This window comes from uncultured Ruegeria sp. (assembly GCF_947504215.1).
GTDB lineage: Bacteria > Pseudomonadota > Alphaproteobacteria > Rhodobacterales > Rhodobacteraceae > Ruegeria.
Map to the genome: position 1 here is coordinate 37,673 of NZ_CANNGO010000006.1, position 23,450 is coordinate 61,122.

The window sequence follows — 23,450 nt, forward strand, 5'->3', positions numbered from 1 at the left end:
GACAATTACGAACCAAGTTTCAACTGATGGCTGGTGGTCGGCCAAATGCATGCGTGGACCTGTCTTGATGACGTGTACGAAACCTCTTTCAGCTCTGATTGTCTCGGTGATGATCACTTGTGCTGCCCCTGCTTTGGCAGAGGACTGGACAGGGGCCTATGCGGGTTTCAGCTTTGGATATGCTGATGCGGATGGCCCGGGTGGGGCCAGCGGCGATGACACGGCCTTTGGCGCGCATATCGGTTATGATCGAGACTTCGGTAACTTTATTCTGGGTGGTGAGCTTGAGTATAACCGATTGTCCCTGAACCTGAGCGACGATCAGGGCAGTCTGGACAGCATGACAAGCCTGAAGTTTCGCGGTGGGTACGATTTTGGCAGTGCGCTTGGATATGTGGTTGTTGGTGCCGCGCGTGCGGAAACATCAGTTACCAGTGATACTGCCGCAGTTTACGGAATCGGTGTTGCCTATCCGATTGGAGACAACTTTGTCATCAGCGGCGAAGCGTTGCGTCAAAACTTCAACGATGTGACGCGAACGAATGGCGGCCTTGATTCGAACGTTTTCAACCTGCGAACAACCTTTCGGTTCTGAGGTGGATCACTCAGCAGCCTGACAATCGGCAAGGGTTGCGGCAAACTCACACAAAGTTTTCAACGCAGATGCAAACCGTTCGTCGTCGATGGTCATAGCGACCCGAACGTGACCTGCGGCGGCTTTCCCAAAGCTTTCGCCCGGCATGACGGCAATTGAATGCGTATCCAACAGGGCGTTGGCAAATCCTTCGCCGCTTAAGCCTGTGGCGCGGACATCCAGCATCACATACATCGCGCCTTGGGCAGGAACCAAACCGACAGTGTTCTGAGCTGCCAACAGGTCCATTGCCAAAGCACGGCGACGGCGGAACGGGGCAGCAATGTCTTCTTCAAGGACCGTGCCCGCATTCAGCGCGAAACTTGCCGCATCCTGAATGAAACCAGGCACGCCGTAAGTGGTATGGGTTGCCAGATTGATAAAGTGATCGATCACCTCTTCCGGGCCAACAATCCACCCGCAGCGAGAGCCGGTCATGGCGTGGGACTTGGACATTGACCCAACAACCAGGGTTTGATCAGCCATGCCGGGCAGGGCGCGGGGCGAAAGGTGGGCGCCTTGCCAGACCTGCGTGTCATACACCTCGTCCGAGATCAGCCACAGGTCACGCCGCTTGCACAGATCTGCAATATTCTCAAGCGTTTGGCGGGAATAGACCACCCCGGTTGGGTTGTTTGGGGTGTTGATCAACAGCGACACGGCCCCGTCTGCTGCAGCCTCGATGGACTCGGCGCGAGGTTGGAACGCATCTTCCGCGGTAGTCGCGACGGCGCGCGCGATGGCACCGGCACCTCGGATCGTTCCGGGGTAAGTGGCGTAATAGGGATCAAGATACAGGCCGACATCCCCCGGATCGCAGACAGCCATATGCGCCGCAAACAAACCTGCTTGGCCACCGGGTGTAATCAGTACGTTCTTGCGGGTGGTTGGGATGCCGCTACGCATCTGCACCCGTGCCGCGACAGTGTCGCGCAACATATCTGTGCCCGGAACCATCGCATAACCTGTATGCCCATCCCGAGCCGAGGTTTCCATGGCCCCCAAAATTGACGGATCGGTTCGGATGTCATGCTCGCCAATCGTCAGCTCGGTCACAGCGTGCCCTTCACTGACCATGCGCCGTGCGCGGTAAAAGACATCCCACCCGTCGCCGCCGCCACCGGTCAGATGAGTGATGCGCTGAGACAGTTTCATAGCTACGCCCTTGATACTCTTTAAGGCGACTGGGGCAGAGCCAAGGACAATTGTCAATCAGCTTCGCGGCGGTAATTCAGCCTGAGCTTTTTTTGTCAGCGAGGCCCGTACCAGATCGTAAGATGCGGCGAGGCGGTGACGCATTTCTGCAGAGTCCGCATCGAAGGGCAGACGCACCCAACTGCGATGAAAGTACGGGGCTTTGACTCCGACGCCCGCATCAATCAGCATCTGAGCGGTTTCGATGTCAGGTGTTTTGACGGAAACCCCGTCATTTTTGACCCCGATGCAGGCAAACATTTTGCCGCCGATTTTCCAGGCGTCATGGCCACCACCCCACGGATCGGACCATTCGGCCCCCGGTAGGCCGCGGCAGATGGAATTGACGTGATCTCGGCTCATGCCAGGTACAGTGCCGCGCTGCGCGTTTGAACTCAAGTCTTGGCATGTGATCAATCCCGTGATAATCGAATTCCCATGAACCCGATGACCTGCATCATTATCTGCTGCATTACCTGCTGAATTCTCAAGCGGGCCGGTTTCTTTCGTTTTCATCCCTGAGACAAGTTGCTAAGCCCGCGCCAACGCGCGACGCGCATGCCGTTTCTTAGGAGCCCGACCGATGACCCCGATCAAGCTGCACAACACTCGGACACGGACGAAGGAAGACTTCGAGCCGATCGATCCTGACAACGTGCGGATGTATGTCTGTGGGCCAACCGTCTATGACCGTGCGCATCTGGGCAATGCGCGGCCGGTGGTGGTGTTTGACGTGCTCTACCGTTTGCTGCGCCATGTCTACGGCGCGGATCACGTAAAATATGTGCGCAATTTCACTGACGTGGATGACAAGATCAACGCAACGGCGCTGTCGCGGAAACAGGCCGGGGCCGAGGGCTCGTTGGAACACCTGGTACAGGAACGTTCGAACGAAACCATCGGTTGGTATCTGCACGACATGGGCGCTTTGGCCGCGTTGGAGCCGGATGAGATGCCGCGTGCCACGCAGTATATCGCGCCGATGGTCGCCATGATCAAAGACCTGATCGCCAAAGGACACGCCTATGCTGCCGAAGGCCATGTGCTGTTTGCCGTTGATACCTGGAAAGAGGACTACGGCAAGCTGTCGGGTCGCTCGGTCGATGACATGATCGCCGGTGCGCGGGTCGAGGTCGCGCCTTACAAAAAGAACCCGATGGATTTTGTCCTTTGGAAACCGTCGACCGATGATCTGCCGGGCTGGGACTCACCCTGGGGCCGGGGCCGTCCCGGCTGGCACATCGAGTGCTCGGCCATGAGCTATGAACTTCTGGGTGACAGCTTTGACATTCACGGTGGCGGCAACGACCTGATGTTCCCTCATCATGAGAATGAGATCGCCCAGAGCAAATGCGCCCATCCCGAGGGTCAGTTTGCCAAGGTCTGGCTACATAATGAGATGTTGCAGGTCGAGGGTAAGAAGATGTCCAAATCTTTGGGCAACTTCTTCACCGTGCATGAGTTGCTGGAGCAAGGCGTGCCGGGCGAAGTGATCCGGTTTGTCTTCTTGCAAACCCATTATCGTAAGCCGATGGACTGGACCGAGAAAAAGGCGCGCGAGGCCGAGGCGACGTTGCGCAAGTGGCGGGCGCTGACAGCGGGCATCGAGCCCGCCGCCAGCGCGGCGCCTTCGGTTGTCGGAGCATTGGCGGATGACCTGAATACTGCAGGCGCCATTACTGAATTGCACCGGCTTGCCGCCGACGGAGATGCGGCGGGGCTTTTGGCTGGCGCGCAAATCCTTGGTTTGCTGTCTCCAGAGATGGGGAGTTGGGCAGAAACCGGTGGCGTGGATTTGGCATCTCATGCCGAGGTGCTGGCAAAGGCGCGGCTTGATGCAATGAACAGCAAGGATTTTTCCGAGGTTGATCGCCTGAAAGCCGCGTATATTGCCGCAGGACTTGAGGTTCGGATGAGCAAAGATGCCGTTGAACTGGTTCCCGGAGCAGGGTTCGACGCTGCCAAGCTGGAAGATGTGTGATGACCAAAGAACGCCTCTACCTTTACGACACGACCCTGCGTGACGGGCAGCAGACGCAGGGAGTGCAATTCTCGACCGCTGAAAAGGTGCGGATTACGAAAGCCTTGGATGAATTGGGCGTGGACTACATCGAAGGTGGTTGGCCCGGAGCAAACCCGACGGACAGCGCGTTTTTTGACACGGCACCAACGACCTCGGCACGGTTGACGGCGTTTGGGATGACCAAACGGTCTGGCCGCTCGGCGGAGAATGATGATGTTCTGGCCGCTGTGATGAATGCGGGCACGCAGGCCGTGTGTCTGGTGGGCAAGTCGCATGACTACCATGTCACGCATGCACTTGGCATCCCATTGAAGGAGAATGTCGAGAATGTCCGGGCCTCGGTCGCGCATATCGTGGCGCAGGGGCGTGAGGCATTGTTTGATGCCGAGCACTTCTTTGATGGCTTCAAAGACAATCCGGAATACGCCGTCCAGGTGTGCCGCGCCGCGTTGGATGCGGGCGCGCGCTGGGTTGTGCTGTGCGACACAAACGGGGGCGCTTTGCCGGCGGAGGTCGGACGTATTGTCTCGGACCTGATTGCGGCTGGTTTTCCCGGCGATCGGCTGGGCATTCACACCCATAACGACACCGAGAATGCGGTGGCGTGTTCTCTGGCGGCGGTTGATGCCGGGGCGCGGCAGATCCAAGGCACATTGAACGGGTTGGGCGAACGCTGTGGCAACGCCAACCTGACCTCGCTGATCCCGACATTTCTGTTGAAGGAACCCTATGCCTCGGGTTTTGACATCGGCGTCAGCCTGGAAGCGCTGGCAGGTCTGACTCGGATCAGCCGAATGCTGGATGAAATTCTGAACCGGGTGCCGAGTAAGCAGACAGCCTATGTCGGGGCCTCGGCCTTTGCGCATAAGGCCGGGTTGCATGCCAGTGCGATCCTGAAAGACCCGTCGACTTATGAGCATGTTGATCCGGCAACCGTCGGCAACGCGCGCATCATTCCGATGTCGAACCAGGCCGGGCAGTCGAATCTGCGCAAACGCCTGACCGAGGCCGGGCTGACGGTCGAAGCCGGTGATCCGGCGCTGGGGCGTATTTTGGACCGGATCAAGCGTCGCGAGTCAGAAGGCTATTCCTATGACACGGCACAGGCCAGTTTCGAGCTGCTGGCCCGCGACGAGTTGGGGCAATTGCCCGAGTTCTTCGAGGTCAAGCGCTACAAGGTCACGGTCGAGCGGCGCAAGAACAAGTACAACAAGATGGTCAGCCTGTCCGAAGCGGTCGTCGTGGTGAAGGTCGATGGGGAAAAGAAGCTGTCGGTCAGCGAATCTCATGACGAATACGGCAGTGACCGCGGGCCGGTGAACGCATTGGCCAAGGCTTTGGCCAAGGACCTGGGTCAATATTCCCCAATCCTCGATGACATGCATCTGGTCGACTTCAAAGTCCGGATAACGCAGGGCGGCACGGAGGCTGTGACGCGGGTTATCATCGACAGTGAAGACGGGCAGGGGCGGCGCTGGTCCACAGTGGGCGTCAGTGCAAACATAGTCGATGCCTCGTTCGAGGCTTTGCTGGATGCGATCCAGTGGAAGCTGGTTCGGGACTGCGGGCCGCAAAAGGCAGCGGCAGAGTGAGCGTTTCCTTTGACGATGACGTCAAAGCCTGTGCTGCACTGGTCCACAAAGCCGACCCGGACCGATTCCTTGCGGCGATGGCCGCACCCGTCGCTGCGCGTGCGATTCTGTTCCCGATTTACGCGTTAAATGTCGAGGTGGCGCGCGCCCCGTGGGTGACACAAGAGCCAATGATTGCCGAGATGCGCCTTCAATGGTGGCGCGATGCGCTACAGGAAATTGCCCAGGGTCCAACGGTGCGCCGGCATGAGGTGGTGACGCCTTTGTCACGGGTTCTGTCGCCGCATCTGGCGGAAAAGATGGACAAATATGTCGCCGTAAGGCGCTGGGATATCTACCGCGACCCGTTCGAAGATCAAGATCATTTTGACGCCTATATCGATCACAGCAACGGCACCCTTTTGGTTGCCGCATCGCAAGCCCTTGGTCCGGCAGACGAAGAGGTTGTGCGGGACTTTGGTTATGGCGTGGGCGTTGCGAATTGGTTCCGTGCGATCCCTGATCTTGAGGCGCGGGGACGTATCCCATTGCTTGATGGAACGTCCGCAGGTGTGAAGCAATTGGCTCGGTCTGCGCTGCAGCGCATTGAAAAGGCCCGGTCAAGTCGGGCTTCGATCTCGGATCAGGCGCGGCCAGCGTTATATGCGGGATGGCAGGCGGAATGGATTTTGAAACACGTTATTGCGCAGCCCGAACGGGTCGCTGCCGGTGCTTTGTCACAAGGTGAGATGCGGCGACGGCTGTCACTGATGTGGACGGCAGCCTCTGGGCGCTGGTAGTCAGACCGTTTCGGCGTCAGCCGGTCGCAGCATCAGCCAAAGCAACGCGCCACCTGCCAGTGTCAGCAATGGAATCATGGCCAAGTTTACCGCAGTCCAACCTTCTACCGGAGAACCACCAGAGCAATTCATCAACCCGCCAGAAGCCAGCGACGCAACGGTCACGCCGCCAAACACTAGCAGATCGTTCAAACCCTGCATGCGTCCCCGCTCATGCACTTCGTGAGACGCAGCCAACATGCTGGTTGCGCCGATAAAGCCGAAATTCCAGCCGATGCCCAAAAGGATCAGGGCGACGAAGAAATTGCCCAGTTCGACCCCCTGCAAAGCCACCACGCCGGCACCGGCAAGGATGGCCAGACCAAGCGCCACGATCTTCTCGACACCAAACCGCGCGATCAGATGGCCGGTAAAGAAGCTTGGCACATACATTGCCAGCACGTGGCTGGTCACCACATCGGCCGCGTCATTCGCGCTGAAACCACACCCGACAACCGCCAGAGGTGTAGATGTCATCACAAGGTTCATCAAAGCGTAAGAGACCATCGCGCAGATGATCGCCACCGCGATACGCGGGGTCTTCAGCAGCTCCAGCCGTGACCGTCCTCTGGGCGTATCTGCCGTGGGTTTGGGCGGCGTCGGGATGTCGAGAAAGAAGAACAGGCCCGAACCGAATACATTCAGCGCGATCACCGCAATGTAGGTGCCCAGAAACGGAATCACATAAGCTTCGGAGGTCAGTTTGACGATCTGGGGCCCGATGACCGCAGCCGCCAAGCCGCCCGCCATAACATAGGAGATCGCTTTGGGGCGAAACTCATCCGATGCGGTGTCGGCCGCGGCAAAGCGATAGAATCCGTGCGCGCTCATGTAAATGCCGGTCAGCAAGCTGCCGAGTAGGAAAATTGGGAAAGACCCGAGAAATAGACCATATGCCCCGATCAAACCGCCCAATGCGCCCGCTGTTGCGCCGACCAGAAACCCGACCTTGCGTCCCCATTTCTGCATGATGCCGGAGATCGGGGTTGCGGCCAGCATCGACCCCAGGACGATCAGCGATATGGGCAATGTCGCGAGGCAGGGATTGGTCGCCAGCGATTGCCCCGCCAGCCCTCCGACGATGAATATCATCGGCATCTGCGCCCCCAGAACCGATTGCGCGGCCACCAGAACGGCGACGTTTCGTTTGGCCTGAGAGTTGTCGGGGGCGGAGGTGGTCATTGTCATGGGCATATCCGTATCGGCGAAAACGATTGCACACAAGCGGGTTGCATATGCGACAAAGCCGCCTAACGTGCGGGCTGTCACTGAAGCTGGAGAACGCATGAAAGTCGGACGTATCATCGAAACGCCAGATTGCGTTGCCGAAGGCGCCGAATGGCTGGCCCAGGCCTGCCCGCGCATGGCGTTCGCGATGGAACAGACCGGCCCGTTACCCCTGCGTCGGCGTCCGGATGGGTTCGCACAGCTGCTCAGCGCCATTGTCAGTCAGCAGGTCAGTGTCGCATCCGCCAACGCAATTTGGCAGCGGTTGAAAGACGCGAAACTGACGGGCCCGCGCAAAATCATGTGGGCCACGGATGACGATCTGCGTGATGTAGGCCTCAGCCGCCAGAAGATTCGTTATGCCCGCGCACTTGCCGAAGCGCGCATTGATTACAAAGCCTTACGGAGTGCTTCTGATGCGGATGTCGTTGCCGTTCTGACCGAGGTGCCGGGTATCGGGGTTTGGACAGCCGAGATTTACGCCATGTTCTCACTGGGCCGCGCCGATGTGATTGCGCCAGGTGATCTGGCGCTGCAAGAAGCGGCGAGGGTCCTCTATGACTTGCCCAAGCGTCCCACCGACAAGGAACTGCGGCTGATGGCTGAAGACTGGTCGCCTTGGCGGTCAGTTGCGGCACGGGTTTTGTGGGCCTATTACCGGGTGGCCAAACAAAGAGAAGGGATCAGATGACACGGGTTTTGAATGCGCTCCGGAAAGAGCCTGTTTCGGGCGACACACGCTCGGTCGTGGTTTTCGTGCACGGCTATGGCGCTAACGGGGCCGACCTGCTGGGATTGGCTGATGTGCTTGGCGAACACTTGCCCGAGACGCTGTTTGTAGCCCCAGACGCGCCCGAGCAGATCCCCGGAATGCCCAATGGGTTTCAGTGGTTCCCAATCCCGTGGATCGACGGCTCGTCCGAGGAAGAGGCGCGCCGTGGCATGGACATGGCGACCGAGGATTTTAATGCGTTTCTCGACGCCCTGATGGTGGACGAAGATGTATTGCCCGAGCAGGTGGTTCTGTTTGGGTTTTCTCAAGGTACGATGATGAGCCTGCATGTCGCCCCGCGGCGCGAAGACCCGGTTGCCGGAATTGTCGCCTTCTCAGGCCGTCTGCTGGAACCGGATATGTTGGCAGATGAGGTCGTCAGCCGAATGCCGATTTTGCTGGTGCATGGGGACGCTGATGATGTCGTGCCGCCACAATCGCTGCCCGAAGCCGCCGAAGCCTTACAAGGCGCAGGTTTCAAAGAGGTCTTCGCCCATGTCATGAAAGGCACCGGTCACGGTATCGCGCCTGACGGGTTGAGCGTCGCGCTGGCCTTCATGCGTGACAAGCTGAGCCTTTGACCATGATCGCCGTCCGCCCAATGATGCACGAAGATGTGGCCGAGGCATGCCGCATTCTTAATGAGATCGTCGCCACCGGGGGCACTACGGCGCATGAAACTCCGTTCTCCGAGGTTTTGTTTGTGCAAAGCTATCTGGATGGCGCCGACAAGATCTGCTGTCATGTTGCTCTGGACGACCGGGGGGAAGTGGCCGGGTTCCAGTGGTTGGGCAGCCATGATGCATTGCCGGAAGACTGCGCCGATATCGCCACTTTCACCCGCCGCGATCCGGTGTTGCGCGGTGCGGGACGTGCGCTGTTTGATGAAACCGTCAAAACAGCGGGCGCATTGGGGTTTCGTACTATCAACGCGACGATACGGGCAGACAATGTACTGGGCCTCAGCTACTACGAAAAAATGGGATTTCGTGATTTTTCGATCGCCCATGGCGTTCCCTTGCGCGATGGGACCCCGGTGAACAGAATCTCGAAGCGCTTTAGCCTGAAGGAGTGAGCCCATGTTGATCGTCACTGGTGTTGTCGAAGTTGCTGAAGAAGGTGTGGCAAGGGCGCGTGACGCTGCGCTGGCCATGGTGGCTGAGACGATGAAGGAACAAGGCTGCCTGGTCTACGAATTCAGCCAGGTTCTGGGGCATGCGAACCGGTTTCGGGTTTATGAGGAATGGCAGAATCAGGCCGCACTTGAGGCGCATTTTGCGACACCTCATATGGCGGCGTTCCGGGCTGTTCTGGCAGATATTGGCGTGATGTCCAGCGAGATTCACCGCGTTGTCGGCGGTGAAAAGCAGCCCCTGGGCTGAGCAAACCGGATCAATCCCACAACCAGCCTTCGGCAAATTCGACGGAGTTACCTGCCGGGTCGCGTACATACAGAGAGCGTGCACCACTAGGCCAGTCAAATTCGGCGTCCAAGGGAATGTTCCAATCCAGCAGGTGCTTGCGCATCAGGGCGATTTCATCCCGGGTTAGTACAAGGCAGACATGGCCTGCGCCGCGGGCGCCATGCGGCGGGACTGGCAGATCTGGATTGCTAGGCGGCTGCTCGGTTTGGTCCGGGTTGAACAGCAGCAAAACCGAGTCGCCAATTTTGTAGAATATGTGCCGTTCAGGGATATGCTGAATGCGCTCAAGGCCCAGAATTTCACCATAGAACTGCTCGGCCGCGTCCAGATCATCGACGTAAAGCGCCGCTTCCAGAATGGCCCTTGGGGCAGGTATACCGGGCGTCAGTTTCATGGGCTTAGTCTAACAGATCAGGGCACGATCTGTCACCGGCGCGGGCGGCGATCCCGTTTGCGCTGCGGCGCGACCTTTAGTTCTGGCATTTGCAGACTGCCCCACTGGCCGGGGGCAAGGTCATCCAGGGTCCAATCGCCGATCCGGTATCGGATCAGCCGCAGTGTTGGTAGGCCAACGGCAGCCGTCATCCGGCGCACCTGCCGGTTCTTGCCTTCGCGCAGGGTCAGTTCGATCCAGCTGTCCGGAACGGTTTTGCGTTCGCGGATCGGCGGCGTGCGGGGCCACAGCATGGGCGGCTCGTCTATCTTGCGCACTTTGGCTGGGCGAGTCAGGCCGTCTTTCAATTCCACCCCGTCTCGCAGCGCTTTCAGTGCCGCGACATCAGGCTTGCCTTCGACCTGAACCCAGTAGGTTTTGACCATTTTGTGTTTCGGGTCTGAAATCTGCGCCTGCAAGCGCCCTTCGTCGGTCAGCAGCATCAGTCCTTCGCTGTCGCGATCTAGCCGTCCCGCCGGATAGACACCGGGCAGATCTATGAAGTCCGAAAGCGTGCTGCGTGGCGCGCCGGCATTCGCGCGGTCGGTGAACTGCGGCAGCACATCAAAGGGTTTGTTGAAGCGAATGAACCATGACATGGGCATGCCATAACGCGAGCGCCGTATCCGATGCAACCTGTGGATAACTGTCATGCCTCTGTTACGGAACAGGCTTACCCAGTCTTCGACATATTGTGGAAACTCGGGGCTTGTCAGAGATTTAACACGATATATAGTCACTATAAGGCTGGGGCGGGTGCTCTCCGCTCTGGTGTCACAAACGGGCAGCTGAGAGCGAGAGGCGATTCTACTATGGACGGAGATTTCAGGACCGAATTTGTCAGGGAGCCAGGTGCGCTCAAGCACCATCCGGCATTGGTTTTGAACGCCGATTACCGCCCCTTGTCCTATTATCCACTGTCGTTGTGGCCCTGGCAGGAGGCGATCAAAGCGGCTTGGCTGGACAGGGTCGATATTGTTGCCGAGTATGACGAAGTTGTCCGCAGTCCCAGTACCGAGATCCGAATACCCTCGGTCGTTGTTTTGAAAGACTATGTAAAACCCAGAAAGCGCGTGGCCTTCACGCGCTTTAATTTGTTTCTGAGGGATGAATTTAAGTGCCAGTATTGCGGAGGCCGTGGTGATCTTACATTCGACCACGTTGTACCGCGCGCGGCGGGCGGGGTGACTAGCTGGCAAAACGTAGTTGCGGCTTGCAGCCCGTGTAACTTGCGCAAGGGCTCCAAATCGTTGCGACAAGCGGGCATGTCGCTTCGCAAACCGCCGCGCCAGCCAGACGCCGAGGCGTTGCGCAATATCGGCCGCAAGTTCCCTCCCAACCATTTGCACGAAAGTTGGATCGATTTTCTGTATTGGGACGCGGAATTGGACCAGCTGTAAGGTTCAGCTGCTGCGCCAGGCAACGATCCAGACCAGCACCAGCCCGGCAGAAATCAGAGCATTCCAACCAGCCATGGACAGGCCTAACATTTCCCACGGGATATCATCACAACGCACCAGCGGAGCGGACATGATCTGCTCCATCAACTCTTGCGAAGACAGCCCGCCAATGTCGCCCGATGTACAGCTGCTGGGTCCTTCCCATAATCCTCGCTCGACCCCTGCGTGATAAACTCCGATCCCTGCTGTTACCGCTACAGCGACTGCGCCGAACAGGGGCAGAATTCGGAGATTTGGCAAGGCTATGGCAACAAGCCCGACTGCGATTGCAACGCCATGTGGGTATCTTTGCCAGATACACATTTTGCAGGGTGCCATACCGCCGAAGTATTGGAAGCTCCACGCTGCCAGCAGCAGCGCTGCAGATCCGCCCGCAGCCAAAACAACATAGGTCGTACGCTTTGTCATAGGTATCGCACCGCTAAGAAGCCGCCAAACAGCAGAATAGTAAACAACGTGAACATTAGGCCCAGACGTTTCTCGATAAAGTCCCGGATCGGTTCACCAAAGCCCCAAAGCAAACCGGCGACAAGAAAAAATCGCAAGGCCCGGGCCAGAATGGACGTGGCAATGAAAGTCCCCAACGGCATCCCCGTCCAGCCCGACATGATGGTGATAACCTTGTACGGAAAAGGGGTGATCCCAGCGGCAAGAACCGCCCAGAATCCAAAATCGTTGAAGCGGGTGTTAAACTCTTCCATCGCATGCGCTTTGCCCATGGATTCCAGAATAGGCTGGCCGATGCTGTCGTAGAAGAATGCCCCGATCGCATAACCCAGCATACCGCCCAAAACCGACGCGACCAAGGCGACCGACGCGATCAGCCAGGCCCGCGAAGGCCGCGCCAGGATCATCGGAATCATCAACACATCAGGGGGAATCGGAAAGAAGGAACTTTCTACAAAGGCCACGATGGCCAGGGCCCACAGCGCGCGCGGGTGTTCCGCCAGCCGAATGGTCCAGTCGTACAACGATCGCAACATAAAGCACTCAAATCCAATTCTCAGACCGTGCAAGCCAAACCACGCACCTGCAGTACCGTCAACCGCCGTCGCGGAAACAATCAGAGTATTGGTTGTTTTTTGCCTCTGGACCTTCGTCGAGTTGAACGCTAATCCAGTGTCCGTGGCCCAAGTGGCGGAATGGTAGACGCAGGGGATTCAAAATCCCCCGTCCTAACGGACGTGCCGGTTCGAGTCCGGCCTTGGGTACCAAAGTAAAAACAGAGGGTTAGGGGAACCTGCTCTCTGTTTTTTCTTTACTGGCGGCTGGTTTGCTCACACTTCCACGTTCTGGTTTTGATGGATTTGCGAGCAAAAATAGGCAGATGCTGTTTGAAAACAGAGTTGATGGAACTCAAAATCTTCCGACGGAAATATCGTGAGAGTTCGAGGCATCGCTTGCGCCAAATTATTCGCATTTCTTTCAAAATCAAACCTTAAGATAGGCGAGAATACGTCGTTCCTTGGAGATTGTATCCGGATGTGCGGCGCAGAATCGGCTTCTTACCAAGATGACACAAGGGCGACGTCTACGAGCTCTGGTACCATCGGCAAAAACACTCGACGAGTTTCTGGGAATCTTGTCTCACAAACTTGTTTCGAATTAATAAACAAAGTATCTCTGGATTGGTTTATGTTCATGTCGAGTGAATAAATTTGTGCCTTTGCAGACTGTCCTTGACTTCGAAGTCGCGTCTGTAAATCTGATAGTGTTATTTGTTTAATTTTTAGTAGGTGGGTTCCATTGGTTGGGAAGCAAGAAATTACAGAATCATCGGATGAGTCTGACGCAATTGAGTTGACGATCCTGATGCCGTGCCTGAATGAGGCCGAAACGATCGAGGTCTGCGTTCGAAAAGCGCTCGATTACATCGCGCGTGATGGCATTCGGGGCGAGGTTTTGATCGCAGATAATGGCAGCACCGACGGTTCGATTGAGATTGCCGAAGGTCTTGGGGCCAGGGTCGTGAATGTCGAACAAAAAGGATATGGCGCGGCATTGGCCGGCGGTATCGAAGCAGCCCGCGGAACGTTTGTAATCATGGGTGACGCTGATGATAGCTATGATTTCTCCAGGCTAGAGCTGTTTGTTCAGGAACTACGGGCCGGAAACGATCTGGTCATGGGAAACCGATTCCGTGGTGGTATATCCGAGGGCGCGATGCCGTTTCTGCACCGCTATCTGGGCAATCCAGTTCTGAGTTTCATCGGTCGGCTGTTCTTCAACATCCGTATCGGCGACTTTCATTGTGGCATGCGCGGGTTCCGGCGACAGTCCATTCTGGACCTTCAATTGCATACGTCCGGCATGGAATTTGCGTCCGAGATGGTTGTCCGTTCCGCGATGAGCCGACTGAAAATTGCCGAAGTGCCGACAACTCTCAAGCCGGATGGCAGAAGCCGTCCGCCGCATTTGCGCACTTGGCGAGATGGCTGGCGGCACCTCAAATTCTTGCTGATGCACAATCCCAGATGGCTTTTTGTGTATCCGGGATTGTTCTTCACATTGGTTGGCGGCATCACTGCCCTCGTTCTTATGTTCGGACCGGTACGCGTTGCCGGATCTGTTGAGCTCGGGACGAATACTTTCCTGGCCTCTTGCCTGATCACAATCGTCGGGACCCAGTTGCTGACGTTTGGTGCCCTAGCGCGCATGATTGCGACGACGAGCGGTCTGTTGCCTGTTGGAGAGCCCAGCAAAATCCTAAAAAACTGGGCGACCACAGACACTATTGCGCTCTTTGCGTTTTGGCTGCTGTTGTTTGGTCTTCTTTTGTTTGGGATCGCATTTGGGCAATGGGCGCGACTTGGCTTCGGCGACCTTTCCAACCCGTTGACGACACGTTTGACTGTCGCTGGGTTCAGTCTGATGGCAATATCGGTCCAGTCCGCATTTGCGGCGTTCCTGTTCGGAATTATCGAGATTCCAACACGGGAAAAGTAAGCAAAGTATCGATGCCGGGCTCATCGAAGGTTAGAGCTCAAACGTAAACTGCGTTTCAAAACAAATGTTTCGGTTCGGCTATTTTTTCGCCGGATCGGGCATCCTTGGTCCTCGGTCGGATGTTGTTCCCGTTTGAGATGGATCTCGCGGTGTGCAACGCCGTGAAGTTTGAACAATGACGCTTTTGCTGCATTTGCTCGTGAGGGGTCAGACATGAAGCGCTTGTGCCCGTTAACGGGGAAACTTTTGAAAACTTCCTCAGATGTGCCGCTTTGAGCGGATGAGTGGTGCACTGGCCTTGACAATTGATGTGTCTGAATGAAACCTCGAAATTGTTGGGAGATATTGGAAAATTCACTGAGGTGCAGCCGTTGCATGACGGGCTGATCTGGCTTATCGGCGCGTTCCCCGACTAAGGGGCTTTAGCCTTTTCCCCACCAACAAAATAAAAATGGGAGTTCTTAAATGAAAAACAGCAGCAAGCTTAGCCTCGGCGCATTCGTCACCGCGGCCATGATGGCTCCGGCGGCTTATGCCGAAGAGTTCATCACCATCGGCACCGGCGGTGTGACCGGCGTTTATTACCCGACCGGTGGCGCGATTTGCCGTCTGGTTAACAAGGGGCGCAAGGAACATGGCGTACGCTGTTCGGTCGAATCGACCGGCGGTTCCGTCTATAACATCAACACCATTCGCGAAGGCGAACTGGAGTTTGGTGTGGCGCAGTCTGACTGGCAGTACCACGCTTACAACGGCAGCTCGAAATTCGAAGAGGCTGGTCCCTTCGAAAACCTGCGTGCTGTCTTCTCGGTTCACCCTGAGCCGTTTACGGTCGTTGCCCGCGCCGATTCCGGCATCACCAATTTCGAGGACATGAAAGGTAAACGCGTCAATATCGGTAACCCCGGTTCAGGTCAGCGCGGCACTATGGAAGTTCTGCTGGGCGAAATGGGCTGGACCACTGGCGATTTCGAACTGGCGACCGAGCTGAAGGCGGCCGAACAGTCCGCAGCTCTGTGCGACAACCAGATTGATGCGATGGTTTATACCGTTGGTCACCCGTCCGGATCGATCCAGGAAGCCACTACGGCGTGTGACTCGGTTCTGGTGAACGTCAGCGGTGATGCGGTTAGCAAACTGGTCGACGACAATTCGTTCTACCGGACCGCAACCATTCCTGGCGGCATGTATCGCGGTTCTGACGGCGATACCCAAACCTTTGGTGTGGGCGCAACCTTCGTGACGTCGGCAGACGTGTCGGATGATGCGGTTTACGCTGTGGTCAGCTCGGTCTTCGAAAACTTCGATGACTTCAAAAAGCTGCACCCTGCGTTTGCCAACCTCAAGCCCGAAGAAATGATCGCGGACGGCCTGTCGGCTCCGCTGCATCCGGGCGCCGAGAAGTACTACAAAGAAAAAGGCTGGATCCAGTAATTCAGACCTGACACAGGGCGCCTGCGGGCGCCCTGCACCAAACCCGTATCAAACGGGTAAGTTAGAAGGCCGAAAAAGGCCGCGACGGGGAGACATGTCATGAGTTCCGATTCTCAATCCAATCGTCCGCTATCAGAAGAAGAGCTACAGGAGCTTGTAGCCTCGTCTGATGCGGGCGGACGCAATCCAGTCGGCAATGTCGGGATCTTCCTGGCCATTGTAGCGGCGATTTGGTCCATTTTTCAGGTCGTTCTGGCCTCTCCGCTGGCGAATTATGTATTGCCCGGCAGTGTTGTGAACAACGCGCGGCAGTTTCATTTGGCCTTTGCGATGTTTCTGGCCTTTGCCGCCTATCCGGCGCTGAAGTCCAGCCCGCGCGACTACATACCCATCCAGGATTGGATCATGGGTGTGTTGGGCGCGTTTGTCGCGCTGTATGGCTATTTCTTCTACAACAAAATCGTTGATGCTGGCGGGCTTGCAGACGATACCGACAAGTGGATCGCATTGGGCGGGTTGATCTTGTTGTTCGAGGCCGCGCGTCGCGCGCTTGGCCCAGCAATGGCGATCATTGCAACGATCTTCCTGGTTTATGTTTTCTTCGGCGCGTCCGATTGGGTCCCAGAGGTCATCCGTTGGAAAGGCGCTAGCCTGAAAAAAGCCATGAGCCACATGTGGATCACGTCTGAAGGCGTGTTCGGGATTGCGTTGGGTGTTTCAACGAAATTCGTGTTCCTCTTTGTTCTGTTTGGAGCCTTGCTGGATAAGGCCGGGGCAGGGAACTACTTCATCAAGATGGCATTTGGCGCGCTGGGTCACCTGCGCGGCGGCCCCGCCAAGGCGGCTGTCGTGGGCTCTGCTGCAACCGGCCTGATCTCTGGTTCGTCCATCGCCAACGTTGTGACCACTGGCACATTCACCATCCCATTGATGAAACGCGTTGGTTTCAGCAGCGAACAAGCGGGTTCGGTCGAGGTCGCCTCGTCAGTGAACGGTCAGATCATGCCTCCGGTTATGGGGGCTGCGGCCTTTCTGATGGTGGAATATGTCGGCATTTCCTATGTCGAGGTGATCACCCACGCCTTCCTGCCCGCAGCGATTTCTTACATCGCTTTGGTCTACATCGTGCACCTTGAGGCGGTGAAGCGGAACATGCCCACCTTGGGCGACCGCGATGTGAAGCTTGCGCGTACCGTCGTCGGGATGCTGTCTTTCTTCCTGGTCTTCGCTGGGCTGTGCTATGGTTCGCAATTCCCGGTCGAAGCTGTCACCAACTGGGTGCCGTCTTCGGCAGGATTGGTCCTTAGCCTGATCGTCTGTGGTATCTACGTTGCTTTGCTTTATCTGGCCGCTCAGGTGCCGGATCTAGAGCCGGATGATCCGAATGCAAAAGAAGTAACCTTGCCCGTCATCGCGGACATCTACAAAGCCGGTTTGCACTACCTGCTGCCGATCATTGTATTGGTCTACTTCTTGATGATCGAACAGAAGTCGCCGGGTTTGTCGGCCTTCTGGGCGACTACTTTGCTGTTCGTGATCCTGTTAACGCAGAAGCCCCTGAAGGCGATTTTCCGCGGTCAAAGCAACATGTATGACACGTTTATCGACGGTGTTGCTGACCTGTGGCAGGGCCTGATCGACGGCGCACGTAACATGATCGGTATCGCGTTGGCCACGGCCACGGCGGGTGTGATCGTAGGCACCGTGACACTGACAGGTGTCGGGCAGGTCATGGCTGATCTGGTCGAGTTCCTGTCGGGCGGCAACCTGATCCTGATGCTGGTGATGGTTGGTATCCTGAGCCTGATCCTGGGCATGGGACTGCCGACTACTGCGAACTACATCGTTGTCAGCTCTCTGATGGCCGGTGTGGTTGTCGAACTTGGGGCGCAAAGCGGCCTGATTGTGCCCCTGATCGCGGTCCACCTGTTCGTCTTCTATTTCGGCATTATGGCCGACGTGACGCCGCCGGTGGGTTTGGCGAGTTTCGCGGCCGCCGCCGTCTCGGGTGGGGATGCGATCAAAACCGGGTTCATCGCGTTCTTCTATTCGCTTCGCACTGTGGCGCTGCCGTTTGTGTTTATCTTCAACACGGACCTGTTGTTGATCGACGTCACGTGGGTGGAAGGCATAACGGTCGCCGTTTTTGCGACAATAGCGATCCTTGTCTTTACGGCGGGAACAATGGGGTACTTCCTTACCCATAGCCGCATCTATGAAAGCATTGCCCTGATCTTTGTAGCGTTTGCGCTGTTCAGGCCAGACTACTTCATGGACCGAATTTCGCCACCGTTTACAACTGTTGAACCGGCTGCGTTTGAGGAAACCATAGGTGAAACACCGCCCGGGACCGAGGTCCGGCTGGTGGTCCAAGGCCCGGATTTCGACACGCTGGAAATGGTCGATACAACCGTTGTTGTCACTGTTGGTAACGAGGACGGTGGTTCTGCCCGGGTCGAAGCGATGGGTCTGCTGCTGGTCCCCGAAGATGGGTTGGTCAAGTTGGAAGAACCTTTGTTCGGTACACCTGTGGCCGATAATCTGGGGAACTTTGATTATTACGGTGATGAAGCGGTGCGCCTGACCTCGGTCAGCTTGCCGTCCAGCCAATCCCCGAAACAGCTGATCTATATCCCGGCGATGCTACTGTTGGGACTGATCGCCTTCCTGCAACGCGGCCGTGCCGCCAGACAAGAGGTGCCAGCATGACAAGTTCTGTTTTATGCGCCATCGACATCAGCAACGGAGATTTGGATGCGCCTGTGCTGAAAAGAGCGGCCGCGTTAGCGGACCTTGACGGCGCGCAGCTAGATGTCGTCACCGTTCTTCCCGATTTTGGAGAAAGCTGGGTTTCTGGCTTTTTTCAGCCTGATTTTCACGACAAAGCTCTCGAAGAAGCGCAGAACAACCTGACTAAGATGTGTACAGCCACTCTGGGTGCGGATCGCAATGAAAAGATACGGCATGTGGTGGCCACGGGCACGGCGTATCAAGAGATCCTGAAAACGGCCGAAAGTGCGGGTTCGGACCTGATCGTGATTGGCGCACACAAACCAGATCTAAAGGATTATTTGCTGGGACCGAACGCGGCACGGGTTGTGCGGCATTCGACTGTTTCGGTTTACGTTGTCCGTTAGGGACAATCCTCCCAAGTAAAGTTCTTACTGATATGCGAAGCTCCTTTGGGCTTTGCATTTTTTTCTTCTGTACAAAAAAATCAGACGCGCCCGATTGGCACAACAGACGGCGACGCTTGGTCAGTAGCCCGTCATCTCCAGATACCCGCGCCCCTCATGGGTGCCTGTGACGGTCACAGGCCCTTCCCAATATTCAAATCGGGTGGCCATCCAGGCATCTGGCACAAGCGCGGACACTTCAACATCGACACCGCGATCTGGCAGAGTCACGCGCCATGCCACCGGAACGTCGCGGCCCGCAACATGTGCTGTTTCCAGTGGTGTGAAACTGGTGGACCCATCCGACAAAGCCATAGAGGACCCATCTGCGCTGATCCAGGTTGCTGAGGTGAAATCACCCCGGTCTCCGCGCAGACGAAATGCCATCAGCTTGTCCCCATCATCGAAGCTGAGCGAGAACCAATCCCACCCGCTCTGATCCTCGGCCAGGGGTTGTGAGGACCATTCCCGGTCCAACCAACCATTTCCGCTGACCGCCATGTCCCCCTCGGGCAGATGCAGCACGCCTTCGACATTGTACGATGGTTGTGAATAGTAGTGACTGGCTTGCCCATCGGATGACTTTACCGAATAGCCATTTTCCCCGTGAAACACCAATGGACCCTGGGCTTTCAGCGACAAATCATACCCAAAGTCTTTACCGCTCGCAGTGAGTGTCAGGGTATCAAAGTCGGGCCCGCTCATTTGCCACTCATCAATCCATGCTGCAAAAGGCTCTGCTGTTGCACCGGCCTGCCCAATGCCGCCACGCGACAAACGTTCTGCAAAGTAGTGGGTTTCAGGGGTGGTGACCGCGGCATGACCCATCCAGATTTGCGGGCTTTGCCAGCCTTCTGTTTCGAACGGCTTCAGGGCTGATCGGAACAGCGTCCACTGAATGCCATAGTCGCGGCCATCGTCGGCTGTCAGGTTTGCGGTCAGATACCACCATTCGATTCGAAACGCGGGATGTGGTCCATGGTCCTTGGGAAACTCGAACTGATAGCCGCGCTGGGGGATTTCGAACCCATCGGCTGACCCGCCCAGGCCAGCATAACCCTGCGCCCAGCTGGATACCGGCAGCATGCACATGATGGCTATCAGTAAGGCTCTAACGTTCACTGGCAAAAACCCTCAGCAAATCGGCAGGTGGCAGGCGCAGCAACCGCATCGCGGGTAGGGCGGCCGCGATAAGTGCTGCCAAAAGTGTAAGGACAAACAGATAGAGCCAATCCAGAGGAAAAACATACATTGGCAAGCGCCAACCAAAGGCCTGTACGTTGATCACCGTTAATAAAACCCAGGACAGAACCAACCCAAGCGGCAAAGCCAGGCACGCCGTAAGCGCTGCGAGCGTCACACTGCGCATCAGTTCTAACCGGGCCAATTGGGATCGGTCCAACCCCAGCGCCCAGACGGGCGCGATTTGCGGCAGGCGTTGGGTCCACAAGGTCAACAGACTGGTGAGAATGGCAAAGCCTGCCACGCCAAGGGTCAGAACGTTTAACGCCGACGTTACAACAAATGTCTTTTCGAAAATGGCCCGTGATTGCGCTTTCATCGCCGCCTGGTGGACTACGGATTGTCGGGGCAAATCAAACTGGCGTCGCAGCTCCTGTGCCATCTCAGTCGCATCCTCGGGGGGCATGCGTACGCCAAACCGTCGGGTTTCGGCACCCGGCGCGATCTGATCCAATTGTGCCATTGAAACCATGGCTTGCCCGGTCGGGTTTCCATAGTCGGAATAGACGCCTGCGATGGTCAGAACGTGACCGGGACGAAGCTCAAGGGTATCTCCAGGCCAGAGATCGGCGCGACGTCCCAGTTGTTCATTAATCAAAACAGCATGCCCGGTCATGACGTCGTCCCAAACACCCGTTGCCGAGGTGATCAAAGGCCAATGCAGCCGATACACCGGGTCATCAACAATGCCATACAAGAACAACGGCCCCGTTTCATGTGCCAGCTCGACAGTGCGAAGTGGCAAAATCGCGTCAACACGCGGTTGGAGCCACTCAGATATCTCCTGACCTTGCTGGTCGTCTACGGCTGTGACGTAAAGCTCAGAGGTCAAACGCTGATCCAACCAACCGACAAAGGTCAGGCGAAAGCTTGAGACCATTGTTCCAACGCCGATATTGGCGGCGAGGGCCAAAAGCAATGCCATCAGCGCAAGCGATAGGCCGGGCAATTGCGCCCGCATGTCCGCCCAGACCCATTGCGCAACAGGTCCCTGCGCGCGTCGGGCGAACAGGGCAAGGACACCGGACAAAGACAGCGGCAATAACAAAGCGGCACCGGTGAGCAAACCTGCAAGAAGAACAAATCCTGCGATCAGACCGCCGACACTAAGATATGCGAGTGTACCGCCCGCAATCAGAATCAAACCCGCCAGCGCAGTCAAGCGACGCGCCGGGGCGTTGTCTTGCCATGCGCGCACTCCAGGGCCGGTAAGTATTGGCATCTGTGACAAACGCCAGAGGGCCTGACCGCTGGCAAGCAACGTTCCGGCCACTGCCATGGCAATACCTGCTGCGGCCCATTCCGGGCGCAAGGACATCTGTCCGCTGACCGAGGCGCCGTACAAACCGCGCAGTGTTGCGGCCACATCCGGCAACAGTGCGCCAGCGATAAAGAAGCCCAGAGCCAGGCCCAATGCCCCGCCGATCACTGCAAGAAACGTCAGTTCGGCCAGGATCAACACAACCAAACGGCGCATCGATACGCCAAGTGCGCGCATCGTTCTGATCATGCCGCGCCGCTGAGCAAACGCCAGCCCGACGGTTCCATGGACGATGAACAAACCGACGGCAAAAGACAGCATACCAAAGGCCGATAGGTTCAAGTGAAAGCTGCCCGTCAATTGGTCCGTATCCACTTGGGATGATGGACTAAATCGTTGCAGTTCCGGCGCGATGTCTGACAAGGCAGGGACCAGCCGCGGCTGGTCCGAAAGCACGACCAAGCGCGAGATATCTCCTTGCTGGTCCAGTAATGTTTCGGCGACACCAATATCCGTCAATATAACGTCTGGCGGCAAGGCAGAGCTTTCCAGTATCGGTGGCAAGTCGCCCTGTTCGCGTAGCAGTGGTGCCAATTCCGAAGAGGCCAGAATGCGCCCCGGGGCGGTCAACATATCGGCAGGGTCGGGGGCGGCGGCACTCTGTTCAGCTTCGACAATGGCGGGCAGGGCCGGGTAAGCCACCATATCCACGCCCATCAGGTGCACACTGCGTGTACCGAGCCGATAGGGCCCTTCCAAAACAGCAGCGACCTGCCATCCGGCGCGACGAAGATCAACATAACGCGCAATAGGGATGGGCCCCGTTGGGTCTCGTAATTCGTCCAACTGCCCAAGCGCCAATTGGGCATTCGCCCGCGCATAGCTTGCCCGCGCTTCGGAGTTGATGGCCTGAACGGCCGACCAAAGGCCCGTGGCCAGCGCGATACCGATCAGCAGTGTTCCAAGCTGCAGGCGATGCGCACGCCAATGAGACAGCAGGGCCTGTAGGACCGTTCGCGTCACTGAATATGCCCGCCAGACAGATGGACGCGACGGTCTAGCCGCGCAGCGATATCGTGCGAATGGGTGACCAGCAGCAACGCAGCGCCAGTGTCCGCGACCAACGCCAACATCAGGTCCAGCACATTTGCGCTTGCGGTTTCGTCCAGATTACCGGTGGGTTCATCCGCCAATAGCAACTTGGGGCGCACGGCCATGGCGCGTCCGATCGCCACCCGTTGCTGCTGGCCGCCAGACAGGTTTTCGGGATGTCGATCCAGTAAATCTGCGACGCCCAACCTGTCTGCCAGATGCAGGGTCCATTCCTGGTCCTGACATTCGGCGAGACGCGCGTGGAACGTCAGGTTTTGCAGAACTGTCAAAGACGGTATCAGGTTGAATTGCTGAAATACCAGCGAAACGCTTTGGCGGCGCAGTTGCGCACGACCTGCGTCATCCAACGGCGACAAACGCGTTCCGTCCAGTGTGATCTCGCCCTGATCGAAACTGTCCAGCGCGCCTGCCAGATTCAACAAAGTACTTTTGCCGCTGCCACTTTCTCCGGTCAGTGCAAGCGTTTGGCCCTTATCCAATGTTAGCGAAACGCCCTTTAAAACAGGTCGCCCGCCCGGATAGGATTTCTGGATGTTGTCGATATTCAATAACATGGCCTGACCCGTCTTACTGCGCAGGATGTGCAACTGTTTGCGTGCCTGTCCAGTGCTGACATGTATCCGGTTCCATTCGCCGCAGGCAAAGTCATGCAGGGTCGGGCTTGTACCCGGGGGCGCCAAGGGTCATTCTGCACGGGCAAA

At 57.1% G+C, this 23,450-nt stretch carries 23 protein-coding genes and 1 tRNA gene; 14 read left to right on the forward strand and 10 right to left on the reverse strand.

The window, feature by feature from the left end; genetic code table 11:
* Nucleotides 1-67: 67 nt before the first annotated feature.
* The gene (locus tag Q1B21_RS12480) at nucleotides 68-595 is read left to right on the forward strand and encodes an outer membrane beta-barrel protein (protein WP_299889782.1); all 528 of its coding nucleotides are present in this window, start codon (nucleotides 68-70) and stop codon (nucleotides 593-595) included.
* A 6-nt stretch (nucleotides 596-601) separates the two neighbouring features.
* On the opposite strand, the gene Q1B21_RS12485 is transcribed toward Q1B21_RS12480, so the two are convergent.
* Together Q1B21_RS12485 and Q1B21_RS12490 are read right to left on the reverse strand one after the other, a co-directional pair.
* On the reverse strand, nucleotides 602-1,789 hold the full coding sequence (locus tag Q1B21_RS12485) for a pyridoxal phosphate-dependent aminotransferase (RefSeq protein ID WP_299889785.1): 1,188 nt from the start codon (nucleotides 1,787-1,789) through the stop codon (nucleotides 602-604).
* Nucleotides 1,790-1,846: 57 nt separating this feature from the next.
* Complete coding sequence (locus Q1B21_RS12490; RefSeq protein ID WP_366140889.1) at nucleotides 1,847-2,344, reverse strand: MmcQ/YjbR family DNA-binding protein; 498 nt, start codon at nucleotides 2,342-2,344, stop codon at nucleotides 1,847-1,849.
* A 67-nt stretch (nucleotides 2,345-2,411) separates the two neighbouring features.
* Between Q1B21_RS12490 and cysS the strand changes: the two genes are divergently transcribed.
* Genes cysS through Q1B21_RS12505 form a run of 3 tightly spaced genes read left to right on the forward strand, consistent with a single transcriptional unit; the run spans nucleotide 2,412 to nucleotide 6,222 of the window.
* Nucleotides 2,412-3,809 (forward strand): cysteine--tRNA ligase, encoded by a 1,398-nt coding sequence (gene cysS / locus Q1B21_RS12495; protein ID WP_299889787.1) that lies wholly within the window; start codon nucleotides 2,412-2,414, stop codon nucleotides 3,807-3,809.
* A complete protein-coding gene (gene cimA / locus Q1B21_RS12500; RefSeq protein ID WP_299889789.1) occupies nucleotides 3,809-5,443 on the forward strand; it encodes a citramalate synthase in 1,635 nt (544 codons plus the stop codon). The genes cysS and cimA overlap by 1 nt, the downstream gene beginning before the upstream one ends.
* A complete protein-coding gene (locus Q1B21_RS12505) occupies nucleotides 5,440-6,222 on the forward strand; it encodes a squalene/phytoene synthase family protein (protein ID WP_299889791.1) in 783 nt (260 codons plus the stop codon). Before cimA ends, Q1B21_RS12505 begins: the two co-directional genes overlap by 4 nt.
* On the opposite strand, the gene Q1B21_RS12510 is transcribed toward Q1B21_RS12505, so the two are convergent.
* Nucleotides 6,223-7,449, reverse strand: a complete 1,227-nt coding sequence (locus tag Q1B21_RS12510; RefSeq protein WP_298934945.1) for an MFS transporter — start codon at nucleotides 7,447-7,449, stop codon at nucleotides 6,223-6,225.
* 97 nt (nucleotides 7,450-7,546) lie between these two features.
* Here Q1B21_RS12510 and Q1B21_RS12515 point away from each other — a divergent pair, with 97 nt between their 5' ends.
* Genes Q1B21_RS12515 through Q1B21_RS12530 form a run of 4 tightly spaced genes read left to right on the forward strand, consistent with a single transcriptional unit; the run spans nucleotide 7,547 to nucleotide 9,642 of the window.
* Nucleotides 7,547-8,179: a DNA-3-methyladenine glycosylase 2 family protein gene (locus tag Q1B21_RS12515; protein WP_299889793.1), complete on the forward strand. Its 633-nt coding sequence runs from the start codon at nucleotides 7,547-7,549 to the stop codon at nucleotides 8,177-8,179.
* Nucleotides 8,176-8,841: an alpha/beta fold hydrolase gene (locus Q1B21_RS12520; RefSeq protein ID WP_298934947.1), complete on the forward strand. Its 666-nt coding sequence runs from the start codon at nucleotides 8,176-8,178 to the stop codon at nucleotides 8,839-8,841. Before Q1B21_RS12515 ends, Q1B21_RS12520 begins: the two co-directional genes overlap by 4 nt.
* A gap of 2 nt (nucleotides 8,842-8,843) precedes the next feature.
* Nucleotides 8,844-9,335 carry a GNAT family N-acetyltransferase gene (locus Q1B21_RS12525; RefSeq protein WP_299889796.1) on the forward strand — a complete coding sequence of 164 codons (492 nt, stop codon included), beginning with the start codon at nucleotides 8,844-8,846 and terminating at the stop codon, nucleotides 9,333-9,335.
* A gap of 4 nt (nucleotides 9,336-9,339) precedes the next feature.
* Nucleotides 9,340-9,642, forward strand: a complete 303-nt coding sequence (locus tag Q1B21_RS12530) for a putative quinol monooxygenase (protein WP_299889798.1) — start codon at nucleotides 9,340-9,342, stop codon at nucleotides 9,640-9,642.
* Nucleotides 9,643-9,652: 10 nt separating this feature from the next.
* Here the strand turns inward: Q1B21_RS12530 and Q1B21_RS12535 are convergent, their stop codons facing one another.
* Nucleotides 9,653-10,078 carry a VOC family protein gene (locus tag Q1B21_RS12535; protein WP_298934950.1) on the reverse strand — a complete coding sequence of 142 codons (426 nt, stop codon included), beginning with the start codon at nucleotides 10,076-10,078 and terminating at the stop codon, nucleotides 9,653-9,655.
* 32 nt (nucleotides 10,079-10,110) lie between these two features.
* Nucleotides 10,111-10,716: an rRNA large subunit pseudouridine synthase E gene (locus tag Q1B21_RS12540; RefSeq protein ID WP_299889800.1), complete on the reverse strand. Its 606-nt coding sequence runs from the start codon at nucleotides 10,714-10,716 to the stop codon at nucleotides 10,111-10,113.
* Nucleotides 10,717-10,929: 213 nt separating this feature from the next.
* On the opposite strand from Q1B21_RS12540, the gene Q1B21_RS12545 reads away from it, so the two are divergent.
* On the forward strand, nucleotides 10,930-11,517 hold the full coding sequence (locus tag Q1B21_RS12545; RefSeq protein WP_298934952.1) for an HNH endonuclease: 588 nt from the start codon (nucleotides 10,930-10,932) through the stop codon (nucleotides 11,515-11,517).
* A gap of 3 nt (nucleotides 11,518-11,520) precedes the next feature.
* Here Q1B21_RS12545 and Q1B21_RS12550 read toward each other — a convergent pair whose 3' ends face one another.
* Nucleotides 11,521-11,985, reverse strand: coding sequence for a disulfide bond formation protein B (locus Q1B21_RS12550; protein ID WP_299889802.1), 465 nt, complete (start codon nucleotides 11,983-11,985; stop codon nucleotides 11,521-11,523).
* Nucleotides 11,982-12,560, reverse strand: coding sequence for a YqaA family protein (locus Q1B21_RS12555; RefSeq protein WP_299889804.1), 579 nt, complete (start codon nucleotides 12,558-12,560; stop codon nucleotides 11,982-11,984). Before Q1B21_RS12555 ends, Q1B21_RS12550 begins: the two co-directional genes overlap by 4 nt.
* Before the next feature lie 145 nt (nucleotides 12,561-12,705).
* On the opposite strand from Q1B21_RS12555, the gene Q1B21_RS12560 reads away from it, so the two are divergent.
* From Q1B21_RS12560 to Q1B21_RS12580, 5 genes are all read left to right on the forward strand, one after another.
* Nucleotides 12,706-12,791: transfer RNA gene (locus Q1B21_RS12560), tRNA-Leu, on the forward strand.
* Nucleotides 12,792-13,323: 532 nt separating this feature from the next.
* Nucleotides 13,324-14,523 carry a glycosyltransferase family 2 protein gene (locus Q1B21_RS12565; protein ID WP_298934955.1) on the forward strand — a complete coding sequence of 400 codons (1,200 nt, stop codon included), beginning with the start codon at nucleotides 13,324-13,326 and terminating at the stop codon, nucleotides 14,521-14,523.
* A gap of 465 nt (nucleotides 14,524-14,988) precedes the next feature.
* Nucleotides 14,989-15,957 carry a TAXI family TRAP transporter solute-binding subunit gene (locus Q1B21_RS12570; protein ID WP_298934956.1) on the forward strand — a complete coding sequence of 323 codons (969 nt, stop codon included), beginning with the start codon at nucleotides 14,989-14,991 and terminating at the stop codon, nucleotides 15,955-15,957.
* A gap of 99 nt (nucleotides 15,958-16,056) precedes the next feature.
* The gene (locus tag Q1B21_RS12575) at nucleotides 16,057-18,666 is read left to right on the forward strand and encodes a TRAP transporter permease (RefSeq protein ID WP_299889805.1); all 2,610 of its coding nucleotides are present in this window, start codon (nucleotides 16,057-16,059) and stop codon (nucleotides 18,664-18,666) included.
* A complete protein-coding gene (locus Q1B21_RS12580) occupies nucleotides 18,663-19,094 on the forward strand; it encodes a universal stress protein (RefSeq protein WP_298934958.1) in 432 nt (143 codons plus the stop codon). The genes Q1B21_RS12575 and Q1B21_RS12580 overlap by 4 nt, the downstream gene beginning before the upstream one ends.
* A 120-nt stretch (nucleotides 19,095-19,214) precedes the next feature.
* Here the strand turns inward: Q1B21_RS12580 and Q1B21_RS12585 are convergent, their stop codons facing one another.
* Genes Q1B21_RS12585 through Q1B21_RS12595 form a run of 3 tightly spaced genes read right to left on the reverse strand, consistent with a single transcriptional unit; the run spans nucleotide 19,215 to nucleotide 23,303 of the window.
* Nucleotides 19,215-20,255, reverse strand: a complete 1,041-nt coding sequence (locus Q1B21_RS12585; protein WP_299889807.1) for a lipocalin-like domain-containing protein — start codon at nucleotides 20,253-20,255, stop codon at nucleotides 19,215-19,217.
* On the reverse strand, nucleotides 20,245-22,659 hold the full coding sequence (locus tag Q1B21_RS12590) for an ABC transporter permease (protein WP_299889809.1): 2,415 nt from the start codon (nucleotides 22,657-22,659) through the stop codon (nucleotides 20,245-20,247). The genes Q1B21_RS12585 and Q1B21_RS12590 overlap by 11 nt, the downstream gene beginning before the upstream one ends.
* Entirely contained in the window at nucleotides 22,656-23,303 is a 648-nt protein-coding gene (locus tag Q1B21_RS12595) for an ABC transporter ATP-binding protein (protein ID WP_299890106.1), read from the reverse strand. Before Q1B21_RS12595 ends, Q1B21_RS12590 begins: the two co-directional genes overlap by 4 nt.
* Nucleotides 23,304-23,450 lie beyond the last annotated feature (147 nt).